Annotated in this window: 11 protein-coding genes; 4 read left to right on the forward strand and 7 right to left on the reverse strand. The window is 69.5% G+C overall.

Features of this window, described 5'->3' with window-relative positions:
• Positions 1 to 70: 70 nt before the first annotated feature.
• Positions 71 to 706, reverse strand: a complete 636-nt coding sequence (locus ACFVKT_RS37975; RefSeq protein ID WP_385740781.1) for a hypothetical protein — start codon at positions 704 to 706, stop codon at positions 71 to 73.
• Between the two features lie 437 nt (positions 707 to 1,143).
• Between ACFVKT_RS37975 and ACFVKT_RS37980 the strand changes: the two genes are divergently transcribed.
• Positions 1,144 to 3,303: a RecQ family ATP-dependent DNA helicase gene (locus tag ACFVKT_RS37980; RefSeq protein ID WP_385740783.1), complete on the forward strand. Its 2,160-nt coding sequence runs from the start codon at positions 1,144 to 1,146 to the stop codon at positions 3,301 to 3,303.
• 895 nt (positions 3,304 to 4,198) lie between these two features.
• Here the strand turns inward: ACFVKT_RS37980 and ACFVKT_RS37985 are convergent.
• Positions 4,199 to 5,740 carry a M28 family peptidase gene (locus tag ACFVKT_RS37985; protein ID WP_385740786.1) on the reverse strand — a complete coding sequence of 514 codons (1,542 nt, stop codon included), beginning with the start codon at positions 5,738 to 5,740 and terminating at the stop codon, positions 4,199 to 4,201.
• 615 nt (positions 5,741 to 6,355) lie between these two features.
• Here ACFVKT_RS37985 and ACFVKT_RS37990 point away from each other — a divergent pair.
• The 3 genes from ACFVKT_RS37990 (at position 6,356) to ACFVKT_RS38000 (ending at position 10,755) form a co-directional block, all read left to right on the forward strand.
• Positions 6,356 to 7,501, forward strand: coding sequence for a sensor histidine kinase (locus ACFVKT_RS37990; protein ID WP_385740789.1), 1,146 nt, complete (start codon positions 6,356 to 6,358; stop codon positions 7,499 to 7,501).
• Positions 7,488 to 8,171, forward strand: coding sequence for a LuxR C-terminal-related transcriptional regulator (locus ACFVKT_RS37995; RefSeq protein WP_385740792.1), 684 nt, complete (start codon positions 7,488 to 7,490; stop codon positions 8,169 to 8,171). The genes ACFVKT_RS37990 and ACFVKT_RS37995 overlap by 14 nt, the downstream gene beginning before the upstream one ends.
• Positions 8,172 to 8,799: 628 nt before the next feature.
• Complete coding sequence (locus ACFVKT_RS38000; RefSeq protein WP_385740795.1) at positions 8,800 to 10,755, forward strand: BTAD domain-containing putative transcriptional regulator; 1,956 nt, start codon at positions 8,800 to 8,802, stop codon at positions 10,753 to 10,755.
• Positions 10,756 to 10,786: 31 nt separating this feature from the next.
• Here ACFVKT_RS38000 and ACFVKT_RS38005 read toward each other — a convergent pair whose 3' ends face one another.
• The 5 genes from ACFVKT_RS38005 to ACFVKT_RS38025 are packed head-to-tail and all read right to left on the reverse strand — an operon-like array spanning position 10,787 to position 19,961.
• Complete coding sequence (locus tag ACFVKT_RS38005; protein ID WP_385740798.1) at positions 10,787 to 12,106, reverse strand: MFS transporter; 1,320 nt, start codon at positions 12,104 to 12,106, stop codon at positions 10,787 to 10,789.
• Positions 12,103 to 12,918 (reverse strand): alpha/beta fold hydrolase, encoded by an 816-nt coding sequence (locus ACFVKT_RS38010; protein WP_385740801.1) that lies wholly within the window; start codon positions 12,916 to 12,918, stop codon positions 12,103 to 12,105. The genes ACFVKT_RS38005 and ACFVKT_RS38010 overlap by 4 nt, the downstream gene beginning before the upstream one ends.
• On the reverse strand, positions 12,915 to 15,296 hold the full coding sequence (locus tag ACFVKT_RS38015) for an amino acid adenylation domain-containing protein (protein WP_385740804.1): 2,382 nt from the start codon (positions 15,294 to 15,296) through the stop codon (positions 12,915 to 12,917). Before ACFVKT_RS38015 ends, ACFVKT_RS38010 begins: the two co-directional genes overlap by 4 nt.
• A gap of 29 nt (positions 15,297 to 15,325) precedes the next feature.
• Positions 15,326 to 16,789 carry a serine hydroxymethyltransferase gene (gene glyA / locus ACFVKT_RS38020; RefSeq protein WP_385740806.1) on the reverse strand — a complete coding sequence of 488 codons (1,464 nt, stop codon included), beginning with the start codon at positions 16,787 to 16,789 and terminating at the stop codon, positions 15,326 to 15,328.
• On the reverse strand, positions 16,782 to 19,961 hold the full coding sequence (locus ACFVKT_RS38025; protein ID WP_385740809.1) for an amino acid adenylation domain-containing protein: 3,180 nt from the start codon (positions 19,959 to 19,961) through the stop codon (positions 16,782 to 16,784). The genes glyA and ACFVKT_RS38025 overlap by 8 nt, the downstream gene beginning before the upstream one ends.
• Positions 19,962 to 20,037 lie beyond the last annotated feature (76 nt).

The raw sequence follows: 20,037 nt of genomic DNA on the forward strand, positions 1-20,037 counted from the left end.
AGTCACGCCCCTGCTCGGCCGGACGTCGGGGGGCGGCTGTCCCGGGTCTCGGTGTGTGGCTGTCCCGGTCTCAGCGGGCGGCTGCCCGGCGCAGTATCTCCGAGGCGGCGCCGCCGGTGCGCGGCAGGGGTGGCAGTGCCTCCGTCGCCGTGAAGGACTCCGGGGCGGAGTCCGTGTTCGGACGGCGTCCGCCGCGGCCCTCGCCGAGGACCTGCCAGCCGTCACGCGTCAGCGTGATGTACGCCCCGCAGCGCAGCCCATGGAGCGTGCAGGCGTCCCGCAGCCCCCACATCCACGCCCCGTCCTCCTCCGTCCAACGCGCGTCGCCGTCACGGCAGTAGAGCAGCACCGCCGTCCGTACCGGAGTACGACGCCGCAGGTCGTGCGGTATGACCCGGCGCAGCTGCGCGAGCAGCGCGTTGCGGAACATCCAGCCGTCGGCCGGAGCCGACCGCCGGGTGAACGAGGCGCTTGCCGTCAGCCGCTCGTCCGGGTCGAGGACGGCCACGATCGCGGTCGCGGGCCGTGGCCGGTGCCGCGCGTGCAGTCCGCTGACGACCTCACGTGGGTTGCGCAGCAGCGGAATCCCGGCAGAGGCCCATTCGGCGGGTTCGAGCATTCGGGCCAGCGGGTCGGCGGAAGCGGCGGACAGATCGGCAGACGTCGACATGGATGCCGCCGAGGACGGAGCGAATCCGAAGGTCACGTTCCTCCCTTCGGCTACGCGCCCACACTGCGGGCGGGGGTCGGACTTGAGGGAGCGCGCCGCGGCACAGCCCTACCGGACCACCGATGAGGCATGCGGGGAGCGATCCCAATTCTTCCTGTCGAACTGGGATGCGGCAACGAGCAATTGGGGCCACCGACCGTATTCCGGCGATAGGTCGCGTATATCCCTGCCCACTGTTCTTGGCAGCGACACAAGAGCCACGCTTGCATGGCGAGGACCAGCGGCAACACCCCCGGCGCACCAGCTCGTCGAAGCATGCGCGCGGCCGGGGTGAGTGTCCAGCCGGTTTCCGCCACAGCGTCCGGAAGTAACCGTAAGCAACCGTAAGTAATGCGGGACTGCCCGGCCTGCGAGCCAGGTGTCACGCTGGGTGAGTTCGCCGATTGTCAGTGCCATCGGGTTGCATGGGGGGCATGGACAACCTGGAGCTCCGCGCAGAAGCCGATGCCATCCTCGCCGAGCTGGTGGGTGGCCCCGGGGGGTCGGCGCGGCTGCGGGAGGACCAGTGGCAGGCGGTGGCGGCCCTGGTGGAGGAGCGTCGGCGTGCGCTGGTGGTGCAGCGCACCGGCTGGGGCAAGTCGGCGGTGTACTTCGTGGCCACCGCACTGCTGCGGCGGCGTGGCTCCGGACCCACGGTGATCATCTCGCCGTTGCTGGCACTGATGCGTAACCAGGTCGAGTCGGCGGCGCGGGCCGGGATCCAGGCACGCACGATCAACTCGGCCAACCCGGAGGAGTGGGACACCATCTACGGGGAGGTCGAGCGCGGCGAGACCGACGTTCTCCTCGTCAGTCCTGAGCGTCTCAACTCTGTTGATTTCCGCGATCAGGTGCTGCCCAAGCTCGCGGCCACGACCGGACTGCTCGTGGTCGACGAGGCGCACTGCATTTCGGACTGGGGCCACGACTTCCGCCCCGACTACCGCAGGCTGCGCGCGATGCTGGCCGAGCTGCCCGCCGGCGTGCCGGTGCTGGCCACCACCGCGACCGCCAACGAACGGGTCACCGCTGATGTGGCCGAGCAGCTGGGTACGGGCGCCGGTGAGGCCCTAGTGCTGCGCGGCCCGCTGGAGAGGGAGAGCCTGCGCCTGGGTGTGGTCAAGCTGCCGGACGCCGCACACCGTCTGGCCTGGCTCGCCGAGCACCTGGACGAGCTGCCGGGGTCCGGGATCATCTACACCCTCACCGTCGCCGCGGCCGAGGAAGCCACCGCCTTCCTGCGTCAGCGCGACTTCCGCGTGGCGTCGTACACGGGGAAGACGGAGAACGCCGACCGGCTGCAGGCCGAGGTCGACCTCCAGGAGAACCGGGTCAAGGCGCTGGTCGCGACATCGGCGCTGGGTATGGGCTACGACAAGCCGGACCTCGGGTTCGTGGTGCACCTTGGTTCGCCGTCCTCGCCGATCGCGTACTACCAGCAGGTCGGACGTGCGGGTCGTGGCGTGGCCCACGCCGATGTGCTGCTGCTGCCGGGGCGGGAGGACGAAGCCATCTGGCGCTACTTCGCCGATACGGCCTTCCCGCCCGAGGCGCAGGTCCGGCAGACCCTCTCGGCCCTTGCCGACGCGGGACGGCCACTGTCCGTGCCGGCCCTGGAGGCGGCCGTGGATCTTCGGCGCAGCCGCCTGGAGTCGATGCTGAAGGTCCTGGATGTCGACGGCGCGGTGAAGCGGGTGAAGGGCGGCTGGACCGCCACGGGAGCCGACTGGGTGTACGACGCCGAGCGGTACGCCTGGGTGGCCAAGCAGCGGGCGGCCGAGCAGCAGGCCATGCGCGACTACGTGAGCACGTCCCAGTGCCGGATGGAGTTCCTTCGCCGACAACTCGACGACGAGGGCGCGATCCCGTGCGGCCGTTGCGACAACTGCGCGGGAGCCTGGGTCGATTCCTCCGTTTCGGCGGAGACGCTGACAGGAGCGACGAAGGAACTGGACCGCCCCGGGGTGGAGGTTGAGCCGCGCCGGATGTGGCCGACGGGGATGCCCGCACTGGGTATCGACCTCAAGGGGCGCATCCCGGCCAAGGAGCAGTGCTCCACCGGGCGTGCCCTGGGGAGGCTCTCGGACATCGGCTGGGGCAACCGGCTGCGCCCGCTGCTGGCCGAGAGCGCGCCGGACGGACCGGTCCCCGACGATGTCCTGCGGGCCGCGGTCGCGGTCCTTGCCGACTGGGCGCGCTCTCCGGGGGGCTGGGCGTCCAACACGTCGGATGCCACGGCCCGGCCGATCGGAGTCGTCGCTGTGCCGTCCCTGTCCCGTCCGCAGCTGGTCGGTTCCCTCGCACAGGGGATCGCGACCGTCGGCCGCCTTCCGTTCCTGGGCGCCCTGACGTATAGCGGGCCGAGCGACGCGCACGTGGTACGCCGCAGCAACTCCGCCCAACGTCTCAGGGCGCTGTCCGACGCCTTCACCGTCCCGGAGGAGCTGGCGGCTTCCCTGGCCGGCTCGCAGGGCCCGGTGCTGCTCGTGGACGACTACACCGACTCAGGCTGGACCCTCGCAGTCGCTGCCCGGCTGCTCCGCCGGGCAGGCGGCGGGGAGGTCCTTCCCCTGGTGCTTGCCGCGGCGGGCTGAGCTTCCCGCACGGGAGTTGCGCCGTGGGCGACGGCATTCGGGCGCTGTGGAATCCGGATGGAATTGCACACTTCAATGAGGCACTCGGGCATGTGCCAGGGGTTATTGCGGCGCTGTTGGCAGTACTTGCCGTCCCTGAGGTTTTCCGGAAAGTCCCGGAGGCCTTCAGTCAGTGGAGCGGACGGCGTCGAATCCCTGTGGAATTCGGCGAATACACTCCACGCGATGGGATAGCGACGCCACCGGATCCCGGACCGAGGCTCCGGCGTCGACGGCGCCGGACCGCTCCATTGGCGCGAGTTGCCACCGGGGGAACAGTCGCTCTCCATCGTTCACTCCTGCTAAGGATGGAAGCAGGTCGAACGTGTGGGACTCGTAGCGGTCCACCAGCAGGGCTCTCGTCCCCCGGAGTTCCCCCATTTCCGCTCGGGGGGCGCAGTGAATCCTGCCACCGGCGGATGAGGGAGGGGAAGGAGGATCAAGGCGAATTCATGGTGGGCAACACTGCGGACATATTGCGTACATACAGCGGCGGGTGGTGCTGGAAACCTGCCCCGCCCGGTGGGTCCTCGCTCCGTCCGTGGCGCCGCTCGCTTCACGGTCGTGGCCCCGCAGAGCCGGATGATTTCGGCCAGGTCGGCTGGTGGACGAGGTCCGGCGAGGTGACGGACGGGTATGCCGGGATGTCCGTGCTGCGGGGTGGTCCGCGCGTCCGTCGGTCCACGCCCCGGTCACCGCGAGCGCGCTGTCCGCGTCCCCGACCTGCGCACGCGCAAACTGCGCCGACCGTGGCGGGCAGTTGTGACACACAGCTCGGGGAGGGTGTCGCTGACCCCCGAGGCCGGGCCCGTCGACCGGGACGCCGACCTCGGGGGACGTGAGTGGGACTACTCGGTCACTTCGTGGCCGTTGCGCCGGCGCCCGCGCGGCCGCTGTCCGTCTGCGCCGAGACGGCCGGCCCCGTCACGGAGCTGAGGTCGTGCGCGTACGTGCCCACCGAGTTGGCGATGACGTCGGTGTTTATGTCGAACGCCTTCATGTTGATGTGCTCGATGGTGTCGTCGGCCTTCTGGTAGTTGACGTCGAAGGCGACACCCGCCGTACCCCCGAACTTCGCGGCCTGGGCAGGGGTCTTGATCGCCTCAGCGCCGCTGAACGTACCGCCGGAGGCGATGCCGGCGTCGACGAAGGGGCCGTAGTCGAAGCGACTGACGAACGGCGTGCCCTCGTGCGAGAGGCCCCGATTGTCGAGGAACTCTGTGATCCCGCGCTCGAGTTGGGCCGAGCCCGGCGGTACGTCCTGCGAGTTGGCGCCGTCCGAGCCGTCCCCGTCCAGCACGAACAGGCCGTAGTTCGGCGAGGCGAGCATCTCGAAGTGGAGGTAGAGCTTGATCTCCTGCTTCGCGAGCGGCGTCAGGTTCGTGACGTAGTTCTGGGAACCGACCAGGCCGCTTTCGGTGGCCGACCACCAGGCGAAACGCACCTTGTTGCGCGGGTGCTTCTCCTTCTTGGCCAGCTTCAGGGCGACGTCGAGCAGCCCGGCGGAGCCGGAGCCGTCGTCATTGATGCCCGGACTCCCCGGCACCGTGTCCAACTGCGCGCCGAGCATCACGGTGTTGGCGGCGTTGCCGCCCGGGGTCTCGGCGATGACGTTGTTCGTGGAGCGCACTTCCTGGAACTGACGGATCTCGAAGGAGATGTTCACCGGGCCCCGGGCGATGTCCGCGGCGAGCTTCTCGCCGTCCGCCTTGCTGATCCCGCCGGTCGGGATCCTGGCGGCGGCCGGGTCGCCGAGAGTGCCTGCCAACGGGCCGTACCCGGCGTCGATGTTGTTGTAGATGATGGCGCCGACCGCGCCCGCGGCGGCGGCCTGTTCCTGCTTGGCGGCGAAGGAGCAGCCGCCGCGCCTGATCAGGGCGATCCTGCCGGTGAAGCCGCCGGCGGCGTAGTCGCCGGACTCACAGCCCGTAGTGCCGTCGGCGTCGACGGGGACCGCGGCCAGGTCGGCCGTGATGCCGCCCACGGGCGTCGACTTGGTGTACGTCAGCGCCTTGATCTGGACGTCGCCCGGCGTGGGGGAGAGGACCGAGACCTTCTCGGCCAGCGTCTGCGTGTAGACGAACTCGAACTGCTGGTACGAGACGCGGTAGCCGGCCTTCTGCAGCAGCTTGTACACGTAGGCCGCCGCCGCGTCGTGCCCCGCGGAGCCGGCGACGCGATCGCCGCCCGTCGAGTCGGCTAACTGCTGGAACTTCTGGAGGTACTTGTAGGCGTCCTTGGCGGACGCCTCACGAACGAGCGCCTTCGAGAGCTTGGCTGCGTCCTTGCCCGGGTCGTCCTTGTGAGCCGAAGCGGGCGAGGTCGAGGCCATCAGGAGCGGTATCGAGAGTGTGACCGCGGCCAGAGTGGCCGTGGCTCTTCGACGGTATGCGTTCACAGAGGTCCTTCCCGGTGCGAACAAGGTTGAGAGGAAGCTAGCGATCTTCAGCCCGTTCTACGAACAGATGTGCCGCAACTACGTCATTTGTCGCACTGTTGATCATCATCCCGCTGTAGACAGTCGCTGTGGATGTCCAGGGTCAGTGCAGGCGATCGCGGCCCGGCCGAGGGGCGTCGGGCCGGATTGCCGGGGCCGCCCGTCGGCCCCAGTAGGTGATCGGGCCGGGCGCCGGGTCGGAAACCATTGCCTTGTGCGTCGCGGCGTGTGAAAGCTCGCCGTCATTGAGGAAATCATTTACCGGTGCAATCCTGCGTACGCTTCGACGGAGTCGTGGAGTCCTTGCCGCGGCGTCCGGCTACGTTCACTCGTCATTCGGTTTGTACTCGGACGTCTTCGGTGTCGACCGGAAGTCGATATATCGGACGCCTGTGGCTGTCTGATTCCTTTCGGTGGATTTGTGTGGCTGCTCAATGGTGCGAGAGGTTTGCATGGAGTCGCTTGACGTTCTTTAGGCAGTGCGGCAGGATCATGCCGAATCTCCGGCCTTTCTCCTTGTTTTTATCGTCCGGGCGACGAGGGAGCCGGGCCAGGGGAATCGGGGGAGGGGGAGGCGTGTCCGACACGTCGGTACGGGAAAAGCGACGGAAAGATCCTCGCGTCGAAGACACGAGGCTGGCCGCGGAATTACTTGCCTGTGAGCCTGAGTTGCTCGATGTCTATCGGAGCAGACTCATCGAGCAGCGGAATCCGCTGGGGATCAATTCTGAAGCTTGGGATTCCTGCCGTGACCAGGCCCGTGGAGTCCTGTCCGAGTGCCGCTCCGCGCTGGAAAGCGATGCCGCGGCTGCGCGCGATCAGCGTTCCCCGAAGCGTCCGCGTCTTGCGAGGAGAGTTCGGATCACTCAGGGAACCGTGCCGGTCCAAGCCGTGCATGCGGGGTCCCTGCTGGTCCAGCTTGTGGCGGAGTTCCTGGAGGGGTCGCCCCTCACAGGCCGCCCGTACAGCGGCCGGAGTCTGATGAGACTGATGGCGATGCTCCAGACGGCGATCACGTGCCGTTTCGAAGAATGCGGAGAAGGAGGAGACGGACGTGAAGGAGCAGGCGGGTACGCCCCGACCCTGCTCGACGTCACACCGGAAGCCGCCAGGCAGAGCCGCAGCTCAATGGCGCGGGAGGTTCACGACCGCATCGGCAGCGCGGCCAGCCTTGCCCTGCGTCAGTTGGAGCTCTACGAACTCGCCCGGAATGTCTCCTCGGCGACGGACCCCCGGCTGGACAGCCTGAAGCAGGCGATCCTGGAGACGATGCACGGCACCAGGGACATCGTGACCGAACTGCGTACCAGCGTGCGCTGCGTCGGTTCTCTGGAGACGGCGCTGTCCGCCTTCGTCACCGCCATGGCGATCGAGGAAACCGTCGTGGACATCCGGATCGAGGATTTCCACGAACCTCTGCCGGATGCCATCGGGGACAACGTCTTCCTCGTCCTGCGTGAATGTCTGCGCAACGCCCTGGCGCATGCCCGGGCCTCCCGCGTGACCCTTTCCGTGCGAAGTGACGCGCGTCGACTACGGGCGTCCGTGACCGATGACGGAGTAGGTCTCCCCGCGGAGCGGAAGTTTGGCAACGGCCTCGCCTCCATGGCGGAACGGATCCAGTCACTCGGCGGCCGGATGGAGATCAGGAGTGCTCCCGGGCGCGGCACGACCCTAGAGTTCTCGGTACCGATGGGCGAGGCCTGGCATGCGGTCGGCTGATGAGCAACGGCTGTTGAGGGCGGGCGAGCCCATTCGCATCGTCGCGGTCGACGACCACTCACTGTTGCGCGGTGCCCTCTGCCAGCTCCTCGACGCGGAGGACGACCTGTGCGTCGTGGGCGAGGCCGACACCTCCGAGGGGCTCGGCGACCTGGTGCAGAGCAGCGGAGCCCATGTCGTGCTGCTCGATGTGGAGATACCCGGCCACCACGCGCCGAGCGTGGTCGGTGAGCTGACCGCGCGCTTCCCGCGTCTGCGGGTGCTGATGCTGTCGATGTACGGCGACGGGCCGCTCGTCCACGAGTTGCTCGCCTGCGGCGCCCACGGATATCTGCACAAGAGCACCCCCCGCGCATCGCTGCTGTCCGCCATCCGCGGTGCGGTGGCCCCCAACCCGCAGGTCATGGTGGCTCTCCAGGGCAGCCTGATTCCGGAAACCGCCTTCCGTGGAGCCGGGCAGTCCCTCTCGCCTCGCGAACGAGAGGTCCTCACCCATGTCGCCGACGCGCTGAGTAACCGCCAGATCGCCCATGAGTTGGGCATCACCGAGGCAACGGTGAAGCGACACCTACGGAACATCTTCGAGAGACTCGGCGCGGCCTCACGTATCGAAGCCGTCAACAAGGCCGTGGACGCCCGGCTCATCGAGCCTGCGAGAAAGGGCAGGTGACCCCCCGGTCACCGACGCGTCGGCCACGTCGCGCAACCGGTCCCCGTACTCCTTTAGGAGCATGCCCGATGCTCCTTCAGAGGCCTGGTGTCGGCCCGGCGTCCGGATTACATTCGCAGGCATGCCTCAAGTGACGCTCTGCGAGACGCACAAGAGCGGCGATGTTGACCATCGATTCGCAAGTGACACGAGCCGGTGTCCCTCGGGGCGCGAACTGGCGGCACCTTCCTGTCGGGGTGTCACGACACGCGGCGCGGTTCTTCCTGCTGACGCCTGTCACGGGTGACCGCCACGGCCGGCCTGACCAGCCTCGGCCTTCCGCGACGTCCTGAACCCCGGACAGGCCTCCGGCCCGGTGCTGCCACCCTCGCCTGTCCTGGCGCCCCGGGCTCCTGACCTTCCTCGCGACCCCGGGCCTGCGTTCCGCGTTCCTCGGAACGCGCTCGGTGTCACTCCTCTCCGCCGACCAGTTCGCCGAGTCCGCCGCCGATCATCACCGGCGGACGCTCCGGCTCTTCATAGACGCGCGATACGCGGCGCAACTCGTCGCCTTCGTGCAGCCCGTGGCCCGAACGGCCACATCAGGCACGGACGTGAACAGCACACGACCCATAGGGGGAACGGGACCATGAACGGCACGGGGGACCCTTTTCGCATCCAGCTCTTAGGACCGATAAGAGCCTGGCGACGGGACGAGGAGGTGGCGCTCGGCTCACCCAAACAGCGTGCGGTGCTCAGTCTGCTCGCCAGCCGGGCGGGCGAAGTGGTGAGCGGGGAGACCATCACCAGTGCCCTCTGGGGCGGCGACGCTCCGCAGACCGCGGCCAACGGCGTCCACACCTATGTGGCCCGGCTGCGCCGCGCGTTGGAGCCGGGGCGCGGCAGCAGGGGCGCCAGTACGGTTCTCTCCTCGGAACCCGGGGGCTACTGCCTGCGCGTGGAGCCGGTATCGGTGGACGCCACACTCTTCGTCGAGCGGCACGGTCACGCGCGCAGGTCACGCGAGGGCGGTAGCGCTGAAACGACACTGCAGATGTACGAGGACGCGCTGGCCCTGTGGCGGGGCGAGGCGTACTCCGGAGTGCCGGGGCCCTTCGCCGCCATGGAAGGTGTCCGGCTGCGGGACATGAGGCTGACCGCGGTCGAGGAGTGGGCCGCCGTCATGCTGGAGGCCGGACAGTACGCCGAGGCGGTCGACGCGCTCTCGCGCGCCGTGTCGGAGGAGCCGCTGCGCGAGAAGCTCCGCTGGCTGCTGATGCTCGCGCTCTACCACGCGGGCCGTCAGGCACACGCCCTCTCGGTGTACACGGAGACCCGGCAACTGCTGCGCCGGGAACTGGGCATCGAGCCGGGGGCCGAACTGCAGGACCTCCACCGGTGGATCCTCGCCGGACAGCAGGAGTTGCGGCCTCTCGGCGGACGTATGTCCCGCAGGACTCGGGAGGGACTTGGCGCCGGTGTTCCCAAGCCCGCTCAACTCCCCTCAATGGCACGCGGGTTCACGGGGCGCGACAGCGAGCTGAGGCAGCTGGAGGGCCTCCTGGACGACGAGTTCGCACAGCGCGGCACCCCGGTGATCGTTGTCGACGGGGCCGCGGGCGTCGGCAAGTCGGCACTCGTCCTGGAACTGGCGCACCGGCTCGCGCACCGCTTCCCGGACGGCCAGCTTTATGTGGACCTCTGCGGCAACGGGCTGCGCGGCCGGCCGCTGAGTGCCTCGGACGCACTGCTGCAACTGCTCACCAGCATCGGGGCCGACACCGCGCGGATACCGCGGGACGTGACCGGCCGTGCCACGCTCTATCGCAGCCTGCTGTACGGCAAACGGATGCTGGTGGTGCTGGACGACGCCCTGAGCGTTGATCAGCTGAGGCCCTTGATACCGCGCGGCGAATCGTGTGTCGTGGCCACGAGCCGGCAGCGGTTCGGCGGACTGGCCGCACGGGACGGCGCTCGCACGTTCACCGTCAAACCGCTGGCCGACACCGAGGCGGCACACCTGCTCACCAACCTGTCCGCAGGACGGCTCACCGGAGAGCCGCAGGCAGCCCGGCGACTGGCGGCACTGTGCGGTGGACTGCCGCTGGCCTTGCGCATCGCCGCGGAGGAGCTCACCGCGAACCCCGGTGTCCCACTGGGAACGCTGGTGGAGCAGTACGCCGAGGAGAGCGGCCGGCTGGACCGCCTCACCATGGAGGACGACGGCCTGGCCAGTGTCCGCGACGCGTTCGAGACCTCCTACCAGGCACTGTCCGGCGAAGCGGCCCGGATGTTCCGCTTCCTGGGGCTGTCCAAGGACGGCCCGATCACGGTTCCCGTCGCGGCGTCACTGACGGACACGGACCCAGACACCGCCCGCCGGCTGCTCGACCTGCTGGCCGCCAACCACCTCCTCGAGACACACGGGCATCAGTACCGCTTCCACGACCTCCTGGGGATCTACGCGGCCGAGTGCGCAAAACGTGAGCCGATGCTGAACAGGAGAGCGGCCCTGGCCCGGCTGGGTTCGGCGAGCCTGGCCGCTCCGCGCGAGCGGATCGCGGACGAGAACAGGGAGGTGGCCGGCGAGGTCGTACTCGCGTAGTGCCGCCCTGTTCCGAGTCCGCCGAGGGATCTCACACCGAGGTGAGGACACCGTCCTCGGGCCCCGTCGGCATGCTGCGCAGCCTGCCGACGGGGGACAGGATGATCGGGACCAGCATCGCGGCGGAGACCAGGCCCGCGATCCACAGGGCACCGTGAAGGCCCGCGAGCGCGGCCAGCAGGCCGCCGACGGGTCCGCCCAGCGCACCGCCGCCGTACAGCAGCATGCGCATCGCGGCCGTCATCCGGCCCATCAGATGCTGCGGAGTGACGGTCTGGCGCAGGCTCACGATGAGGACGTTCGAGACGCTGCTGCCGAAGTACTCCAGGAAGAACGAGGCGACGAACAGGCCCAGGAGCAGCCAGCGGGGACCGCCGGCGGCGGGTATGAGCAAGGGGCCGAGGAAGATGATCGAGACCGACACCCGGTAGGCGGTGCCCACCGACAGCCGGCGCACCACCATGCCGGACACCAGCGCGCCCAGCAGACCGCCCACGGCGGCCGCGCCCATGATGAAACCGACTGCGGCCGCGGACAGTTCCTTGTCGCGCACCGCGTACAGCAGGAACAGCGTCTGCACCATGGTCAGGAGGAAGTTGCAGCTGCAGCCGACCAGGCCCATCGCCCGCAGCAGCCGGTTGCCGAACACCCAGCGCAGGCCCTCGGCCAGTTCGGCGCGCAGCCGGCGTTCGGCCTTGGGCGCCTCCGGGACGGGCTCCGGCCTCCTGATGAGGAGCAGCGACAGCACCGACAGGGCGTACGAGAAGGCGTTGGCGGTCATGGCGAACGGCGCCGAGAACGCGCTGACCAGCGTTCCCGCCAGCCCCGGCCCGGCTATGTCCGCCGACGACAGTGTGGCGTTGAGCTTGGTGTTGGCCTCCAGCAGGCTGCGCCTGTCCTTCACCAGCACCGGGACGTACGACATCCAGCTCACGTCGAAGAGCACCGACGCCACCCCGATACCGAGCGCCAGGGCGTACAGGAGGGGGAGCGTCAGCAGGTCGAAGTGGTGGAGGAGGGGCACCAGGCCGATCAGCACCATGCGGGCCAGGTTGGCGCCCAGCATGATCGGACGCTTGCGGGCCCGGTCCACCCATACGCCGAAGAGCAGGGCGAGCCCGAGGAAGGGAACCAGCTGGGCGAACCGCAACAGGCCCAGTTCCTCGGCCCCCACCTCGAAGACCAGTACCGCGGTGAGGGGGAGTGCGAGAAGGGTGATCTGGGTGCCGTAGAGGGAGAGCCCCTCGCCGGTCCAGAACACCATGAAGTCCCTGTTGTGCCAGAGGGACCGAGGTGGGTCCTCCGTCTCGGCCGCGGTGGCCGGTGCGGTGGGCGTGCCGTGCTCCGTCATGCCGGACTTGCCTCTCGTAGGGCTTGGTTGACGACGCCGCTGATGACACCCAGCCCCTGGCCCTGCCACACGGAGTGGTGGTCACCGGGTGCGGTGTGTTCGGTGAGACGGCTCACATAGGGGCGCCAGTCCAGCAGCCTTCCCTCCGATTCCGCGGCCTTGATCAGGAGAGCGGGCCCCTGGTGGACGGAATCCAGCCGATGCCGTCGCAGGGCCAGAACGCCCGTACGGAAGAGGGCATAGCGCTCCAGCAGGAACTCCACGTCGAACTCCTCGGGTACGGCGCCGTGGTGCTCCGCCGCGGCGAAGATCTCGGCCGGTTCCGCGCCCGGCGGCATGCCTGCCAGAGCCCTGTCGACTTCGGGTGCCCGGTCACGGGTCACGCCGAGGAAGTCGTACAGGAAATAGCGGGCCAGTTGCTCGTCGGGCGGCACCGACTGTGTCCCGGGCAACGCCGCGTCGACGATGACGAGCAGCGGCACCTCCTCGCCCGCGGCGACCAGCAGCCGTGCCATCTCGTAGGCGACGACGCCGCCGAGCGACCAGCCGAGCAGCTGGTAGGGGCCGTGGGGGCGGGCCGCCCTGAGCGAGGCCGTGTGCAGTTGGGCCAGCTCGTCGATCGACTTGGCGGGCTCGGAGACACCGTCGAAACCAGGTGCCTCGAATCCGAACACCGGGTGCCCGGCGTCGAGTTGGTGCGCCATCGCCGAATAGCAGTAGGGCGAACCCGAGACCGGGTGGACGCAGTGGAGCGGGAGCAGGTCGCCTGCCTCCCGGAGGGGGACGAGACTGTCGACGCTGGGTTCGATCACTGTGCCGACGCTCCGTTCGAAGTGGGTGCGAGCTGTGCGAGCCGCTCGTCTATGACGGAGGCGATACCGCTGACGCTGCTCCCGCCGTACAGGAGACGGACGTTCACCCTGATCCCGAAGTGCTTGTTGAGCCGGGTCACCGCACGCATGGCCTGCAAGGAGTTGCCGCCGACCGCGAAGAAGTCGCCGTCCGTGCCGATCCTGGGCACGCCGAGCACGGCCGCGAAGATCTCGGCCACGGTCCGCTCGGTCGCCGTCGCCGGCGCGGCCAGGCTCTCCGGGGGCCCGCCGATGTCTTCGGGCGGCGCCGGCAGGGCCCTGCGGTCGACCTTGCCGTTGGGCGTCAGGGGCAGTTCGTCCAGGACGAGCAGCGTGCTCGGCACCATGAAACGGGGCAGGGAGCGGGCCGCGTGCTCGCCGACCGTCCCTGGCTGTACCGTCCGGCCGGCCTCGGCGACGACATAGGCGACCAGCCGCCGGTCGCCCGCCCCGTCGGGGTGTGCGGTGACGACCGCCTCCCGGACGGTGTCGTGGGCGCGCAACACGGCTTCGATCTCGCCGAGTTCGATCCGCAGGCCGTGCAGTTTGACCTGGAAGTCCGCCCTGCCCAGCAACTCGATGAGACCGTCGGGCCCGTAGCGGGCCACATCGCCGGTCCGGTAGAGCCGCTCGCCCGACACCTCGCCGAACGACCACTCGAAGAAGCGCTCCGCCGTCTGCTCCGGCCGGCCGAGATAGCCCCGGGCGAGCCCGATTCCCGCCAGATGGAGTTCGCCGGGGACGCCCGGCGGCACGGGCTGGAGAGCTTCGTCGAGGATGTACGTGCGCTGGTTGGCCATGGGGCGCCCGTACGGGATGCTCGTCCAGCGGTCGTCGGTCTTCGTCACCTCGTAGAGCGTGGAGTGGATGGACGACTCGGTGGCCCCACCGAGGGCGATGAAGCGCAGGGCGGGAGCGATCGCCCGTGCCCGGTCGGGCAGCGACACGGGGATCCAGTCCCCGCCGAGCAGGGCAAGGCGAAGGTCGCCGAGAGGCTGCGCACCCGTACTGTCGAGGTGGTCGACGACCAGATCGAGGAGAGCGGGAGCCGAGTTCCAGACGGTGACCCGGTGGGCGGCGAGGAGTTCGGCCCAGTGCTCAGGGTCCTTGGCCCGCCCCGGCTCCGGCAGGATCACGGTGCCACCCGCGGCCGTCAGCCCGAGGAACTCGTACACGGACATGTCGAAGCTGGGCGACGACAGCGCGAGGACCCGGTCGTCGGCGCCCACGCCGAAGCGGGAGTTGAGATCCGCGATGTTGTTCATCACCCCGCGATGGCGCAGGGCGATCGGCTTCGGGGCGCCGGTGGACCCCGAGGTGTGGATGACGTACGCGAGATCCTCGGGGGTGGCGCCGCCCGGGGGATTGTGGTGCGGGCGCTCGGCGAGGAGCTCCTCGACCTGATCGAGGAGGACCACGGGAGTGTCCGTACCGGTGTCCGGCAACGAGAGGCTCGCTGCCGGACCGGTCCGGCTGACCACCACCGTGCAGGAAGTACCGGTCACCATCGTGGTGAGGCGCTGCTGGGGGTAGTCGGGGTCGAGCGGCACATAGGCACCGCCCGCCTTGAGCACGCCCAGGACAGCGACCAGCAACTCGGCGGACCGCTCCAGGCAGATGCCGACCCGCCGGTCGGGACCGATGCCCAGGTCGCGCAGATGATGAGCGAGACGGTTCGCCGCCTCGTTGACCTCGCGATACGTCCATGTCCTGCCGCCGCCTACCAGGGCGACGGCGTCGGGTGACTCGGCGGCGCGGTTCTCGAACGCGGTGTGCAGGCACACGTCGTGCGGAAGATCCGCCGCCGTGTCGTTCCATTCGACGAGCATCCGGCGCAGCTCGTCCCGCGGGAGCAGCCGCAGCCCCGACACCGGCCGGTCCGGATCGGCGAGCCCGTCCTCCAGCAGAGTGCGGTAGCCGACGAGGAGACGCTGGATGGTGGCCAGGTCGAAGAGCTCGGGGGCGTAGCGCAGCTCGGCAGTGGGAACGCCGTCGTCGCCCGGCGTGTGCAGCACCAGCTCGAACTCGTCCGGCTGCGCCGGCTCCGCGACCGGCTCCGGCCCGCCACCCGTGTCGCGGGCCAGCTCGGCCAGGGTCGCCGTCCCGGTGACGGTCCGGTTCAGGCGGGCCGCGCCCGACCCGGGCGTCCGCACGGCGAAGCCGAATGCGGACTGTCCGGTCCAACGGTGGAGCAGCGCGGTGAAGCCGGCCAGGAGCATCTCCTCCGTGGCGGTTCCCGCCGAGGGGCCGAGCGGCACCTGGGCGGTGCCGGTACGTTCCGGCGTGGCTCCGGGCAGTCGTGGCCGGTCGGCCGGCAACAGCGCGGGCGGTGCCGGCACGGGGGATGTCCTGGGGGCTGTGTTCCGGCTCAAGACCTCGCTCCTCGGTCGCGGTCGGAGACCTCGGCGGTGTCGGCTCCGGCGCCGAAGGGCAGTGGGTGGGTGCGGCACAGGGCGGCGACCTCGGCCGCGACCCGGTCGCGCACCACGGGATCCGTGCGGTACTCGGCGTCGCCGAGCACCGTGGTTGCCCTGAGCACCTCGTCCAGCAGACCGGCGCAGACCCGCATCTCGGCGGGCCCCATGCCCCGTTGCGACAGCACGTTCGTGCCCAGCCGCAGACCGCTGGCGACGAGAGGGGCCTTGGTGTCCTTGGGGATGCGGTTCCGGTTCGTGAGGATTCCGCAGTCCTCCAGGGCGCGTTCGGCGACCACACCCGTGATGCCGCGGTCGAGGATGTCCAGTAGCACCATGTGATTGTCGGTGCCTCCGGCCAGGACCCGGTAACCGAGTCCGGCCAGATCCTCGGCGAGCGCCGCCGCGTTGTCGACGACGAGCCGCATGGTCGCCTTGAACGCCGGTTCCGCAACCAGCTTGAGCGCATGTGCCTTGGCGGCGATCGACGCCGGGCTCGGCGTCCCCTGGGACTGGGGGAAGACCGCGCGTTGCATCAGCCGTTCGAGCGGGGTACGGCGACTGTCCGGGCCGGGAGTCCGGTGCTCCTGGCCGATGAGGATCAGCCCTCCGCGCGGCCCGCCCAGCTGCTTGTACGTACTGGTGGTCGTGATGTGGGCCAGGTCGATGGGGCTGGGGTGTTCCCCCGCGGCGACCAGACCGGCGATGTGCGAGATGTCGGCCACCAGATAGGCCCCGACCGAGTCCGCGATCGCGCGGAAACGCGCGAAGTCCAGGGTCCGCGGATAGGCGCTGGCTCCCGCGATGAGCACCTTGGGACGGTGGGCCAGGGCCAGCTCGGCCACCTGCTCGTAGTCGATGAACCCCTGTTCGTCGAGGCCGTAGTGGACGGCCCGGTAGTGACGCCCGGTCACCGAGGCGGTGGATCCATGGGTGAGATGGCCGCCGGAGTCCAGGTCGAGGGCGAGCAGCACACCGCCCGGGGGCAGCAGCGCGGCCAGTACGGCCTGGTTGGCCGAGGAGCAGGAATGCGGCTGCACATTGGCGTAGCGGGCGCCGAAGGCATCCTTGGCCCGTTCCACGGCCAGGCGTTCCACCGCGTCGAACCGGGCCGCACCGGGGTGGTAGCGGGCCCCCGGATAACCCTCGGCCGTCACGTTCGACAGGGCGGCTCCCCCGGCCGCCAGGACAGCCGGGTTCGCGACGCTGGCGGACGCCACCATGGCCAGGGTGCCGGCCTGCTCGCCCACTTCACGGTCGAGGACCAGGGCGAGTTCGGGATCGGTCCGGCTCAGCAGCGTTGCTCCCTGGTGCAGGAGCAGAGTCTGCGCGGAGTCGGTGTCGACGGCGGACCCGAAGCGGGAGCCGATCGGTCGGAGGTCCTGGGACGGGAGTGACACCCGTGAGGTCTCAAGCACGGCTACCCGTCGCCTCCTTGGACGCCGTCAGCGCGTCGATGGCCGTGGCGACCGTGGCAACCGTGGCACCGCCGTACAGGAGGCGGACGTTGACCTTGACGGCGAAGTGCTTGTTGAGCCGGCTCACGACGCGCATCGCCTGCAGTGAGTTGCCCCCCAGCTCGAAGAAGTTGCCGTCGCCACTGATTTGCGGCGCGGACAGTACGGCACCGAACACCTCGGCCACCTTCTCCTCGGTCGCGGTCACCGGGGCGACGAAGCTCGCCGTCCCGTCGCCCGAACCGGCCACCGGAGCAGGGAGTTTGGCGCGGTCGATCTTGCGCGCCGCCGTCAGCGGGAACTCCGCCAGCTCCACCCAGCCCGTCGGCACCATGTACTCGGGCATCGTGCGGCCCAGGTGCTCACGGAGTTCGGCCACGGTCGGCGAACTGTCGCCCAGCACCGTGTAGTACGCGACGAGCTGCTTCTCCCCGTAGTCCTCGCGCAGCAGGACCACGGCCAGCCGGACCTTCGGGTGCGTCAGCAGCCCTGACTCGATCTCACCGAGCTCGATCCGCAGCCCCCGCAGCTTCACCTGGTTGTCGAGCCGCCCGATGAAGTCGATCTGCAGATCGCGGTTCCAGCGCACCAGGTCCCCGGTGCGGTAGACCCGGCCCTCACCCAGGAACGGGTCGGGGACGAACTTCTCCTCCGTCAGCTCCGGCAGGTTGAGGTAACCACGGGCCAGGCCCTCGTCGCCGCCGATCAGCAACTCGCCCGGGACGCCCACCGGCACGAGGTTGAACTCCTTGTCCACCACGTAGTGCAGACGGCTGAACTCGGGCCTGCCGATGGGCGGCGACGACTGCCATTCCTTGTGCTCGCACAGGTACTCGGTGGTGGCTACCGACGCCTCGGTGGGTCCGTAGAGGTTCACGAACTTGCGACCCGGCAGATTCCACTTGTTGACCAGCTCGGCCGGCAGCGCCTCGGCGCCGCCCATGATGTATTTCAGGTCCGGGTACGGTCCCGCGTCGACCACGGAGAGGATCGCGGGAGACAGTCCGGCGTAGGTCACCCGCTGGTCACGGATCAGGGCGCCCAGCGACTCGGGGGACGAGGCGTCCTCCGGCGCCACAAGGACCAGCGCCGAACCGCTGATCAGTCCGGCGAAGATCTCGCCCTCGGACATGTCGAAGGTCAGCGCGGGCAGTTGCAGGAGCCGGTCCTCGGTGGTCCACTCGCCGAAGGTGCGCCGGTACGCCTCGATGAACATGCGCAGACCGCGCTGCTCGATCATCACGCCCTTGGGGCGCCCGGTCGACCCGGAGGTGTAGAGGACGTAGACCAGGGAGGTCGGGTGCGCCCACTCCTCCAGCGGTTCGTCGTCCGGCTGCGCCTCGATGAGCTCCCAGTCGGCGTCGATCCGGATGCTCTCCCAGCCGCACGAGTCCGGCAGGTCGCCCACCGAGGCCGACCGGGTGATGACCAGCGGGGCCTTGGTGTCCCGCAGCATGTGGTCCAGACGGGCGTTGGGGTGCGAGGGGTCGATGATCGTGTAGGCGGCACCGGACACCATGACACCCAGGATCGCCACCAGGGCGTCCAGATCGCGGTCCATCGCGATGGCCACGACCTCCTCGCGCCGCACTCCGCGGGAGCGGATGTACCGGGCGAGCTTGCCCGCCTGGCGCATCAGTTCGCCGTACGTCAGCTCCACGCCACGGCAGACCGCCGCGACCAGCTCCGGGTTCTCCTCGGCGATCCGCGCGATGGTCGCGTGCACCGGCTCCGTCGGGTAGTCGAAGTCGGCGCCGCGCCCCACCTCGAGCAGCTCGCGCCGCTCTTCCTCGGACAGCAGCGGCAGCGCCGAGACCGGGGTGTCCGGGGCGTCCGCCGCGGCGGCCAGCACCGTACGGAAGTGCCCGATCAGGGCCTCGACGCGCCAGCGGTCGTAGAGGTCGGTCGCGAACTCGACGATCAGACGCAGCCGTTCGGTGCCCTCCACAAAGCTGAACGAGAGGTCGAAACGGGAGCGGGAGCCGGCCACCGTGATCGACTCGGACGTCAGACCGGCCAGCTCCAGCGTGTCGCTGGTGCTCGCCTCGCCCAGCAGCTGGCAGGCGATCTGGAACAACGGGTTGCGTCCCGCGTCCCTGGTCGTCTGCACCCGGTCCACGACATGGTCGAACGGCACGTCCTGGTTGTCGTACATGTCGAGGTTCGCGTCGGCGACCCGTTCGAGCAGCTCGGCGAAGGTGACACCGCCGGACAGGTCGCAACGGAGCACGGTCATGTTGATGAACAGGCCGACGACGTCTTCGAGTTCCGGGTCGGTGCGGCCGAGCATGGGCACGCCGAGGGCGATGTCGTCCTGCCCGCTGTAGCGGCTCAGTACGACGTTCAGCGCCGCGGCGACCACCATGTAGAGGGACGCGCCCTGTTCGTGGGCCAGGGCGCGGGCCTTTACCAGCAGTTCGGCCGGGAAGTCGACCACGAAGGTCTCGCCGTTCTGCGTGGGCTCCGTCGGGCGGAGCCGGTCGGCGGGCAGTTCGAGCGCGTCGAGGCCGGCCAGCCGCTCCTCCCAGAACTTCAGCTCCTCCTCCCAGACGCCGTCGGCCCGCTGCTTGCGCTGCCGCTTGATGTGGTCGTCGTAGCCGATGGACAGTTCCGGCAGGGACGGAGTGGTGCCCGCGGCCAGGGCCCCGTAGGCCTGGGAGAGTTCGCGGCTGATCACACCCCCGGACCAGCCGTCGGTGACGATGTGGTGGAAGCTCAGGCTGAGCACGTGCTCCTCGGGGGCCAGCCGGAACAGCTGGAACCGGGAGATCGGCCCCGCGGCCAGGTCGAACGGGGTGTCCGCCTCGGTCTGCAGCGCCTCGCGCAGCGCGCTCTCGGCGTCGTCGGGGGCCAGCCCGGAGAGGTCCCGGACCGCCAGTGGCCGGTCCTCCGCGGGCGAGACGACCTGGTAGGGGACGCCGTCCTGCGCGTGGAAGGTCACCCGCAGCTGTTCGTGGCGCTTCACCAGCAGGTTGAGCGCGCCTTCCAGGGCAAGCGGGTCGAGCGGGCCGCGCAGCCGGTAGGCCACGGGAACGTTGTACGTGGTCTCACCGGGACTCATCTGGGACAGGAACCACAACTGTTCCTGCCCGAATGACAGTTGGATGCGCGCGTCGGCGGTGTGCAAGCTCATCGTCTCAGGACTCCATTCGGGTGTTCACGGTGATTTCCCAGGGGCCGGGGAGCCCGGGCTCGGCGCACCGGGGCGG

Origin of the sequence: Streptomyces sp. NPDC127595 (assembly GCF_042671685.1) — a bacterium.
Lineage (GTDB): Bacteria > Actinomycetota > Actinomycetes > Streptomycetales > Streptomycetaceae > Streptomyces.

Bases quoted from the DNA above. Each gene is read 5' to 3' on its own strand.
- ACFVKT_RS38025 (WP_385740809.1), bottom strand. From the start codon at position 19,961: ATGAGCTTGCACACCGCCGACGCGCGCATCCAACTGTCATTCGGGCAG.
- ACFVKT_RS37995 (WP_385740792.1), top strand. From the start codon at position 7,488: ATGCGGTCGGCTGATGAGCAACGGCTGTTGAGGGCGGGCGAGCCCATT.
- ACFVKT_RS38005 (WP_385740798.1), bottom strand. From the start codon at position 12,106: ATGACGGAGCACGGCACGCCCACCGCACCGGCCACCGCGGCCGAGACG.
- ACFVKT_RS38000 (WP_385740795.1), top strand. From the start codon at position 8,800: ATGAACGGCACGGGGGACCCTTTTCGCATCCAGCTCTTAGGACCGATA.
- ACFVKT_RS37980 (WP_385740783.1), top strand. From the start codon at position 1,144: ATGGACAACCTGGAGCTCCGCGCAGAAGCCGATGCCATCCTCGCCGAG.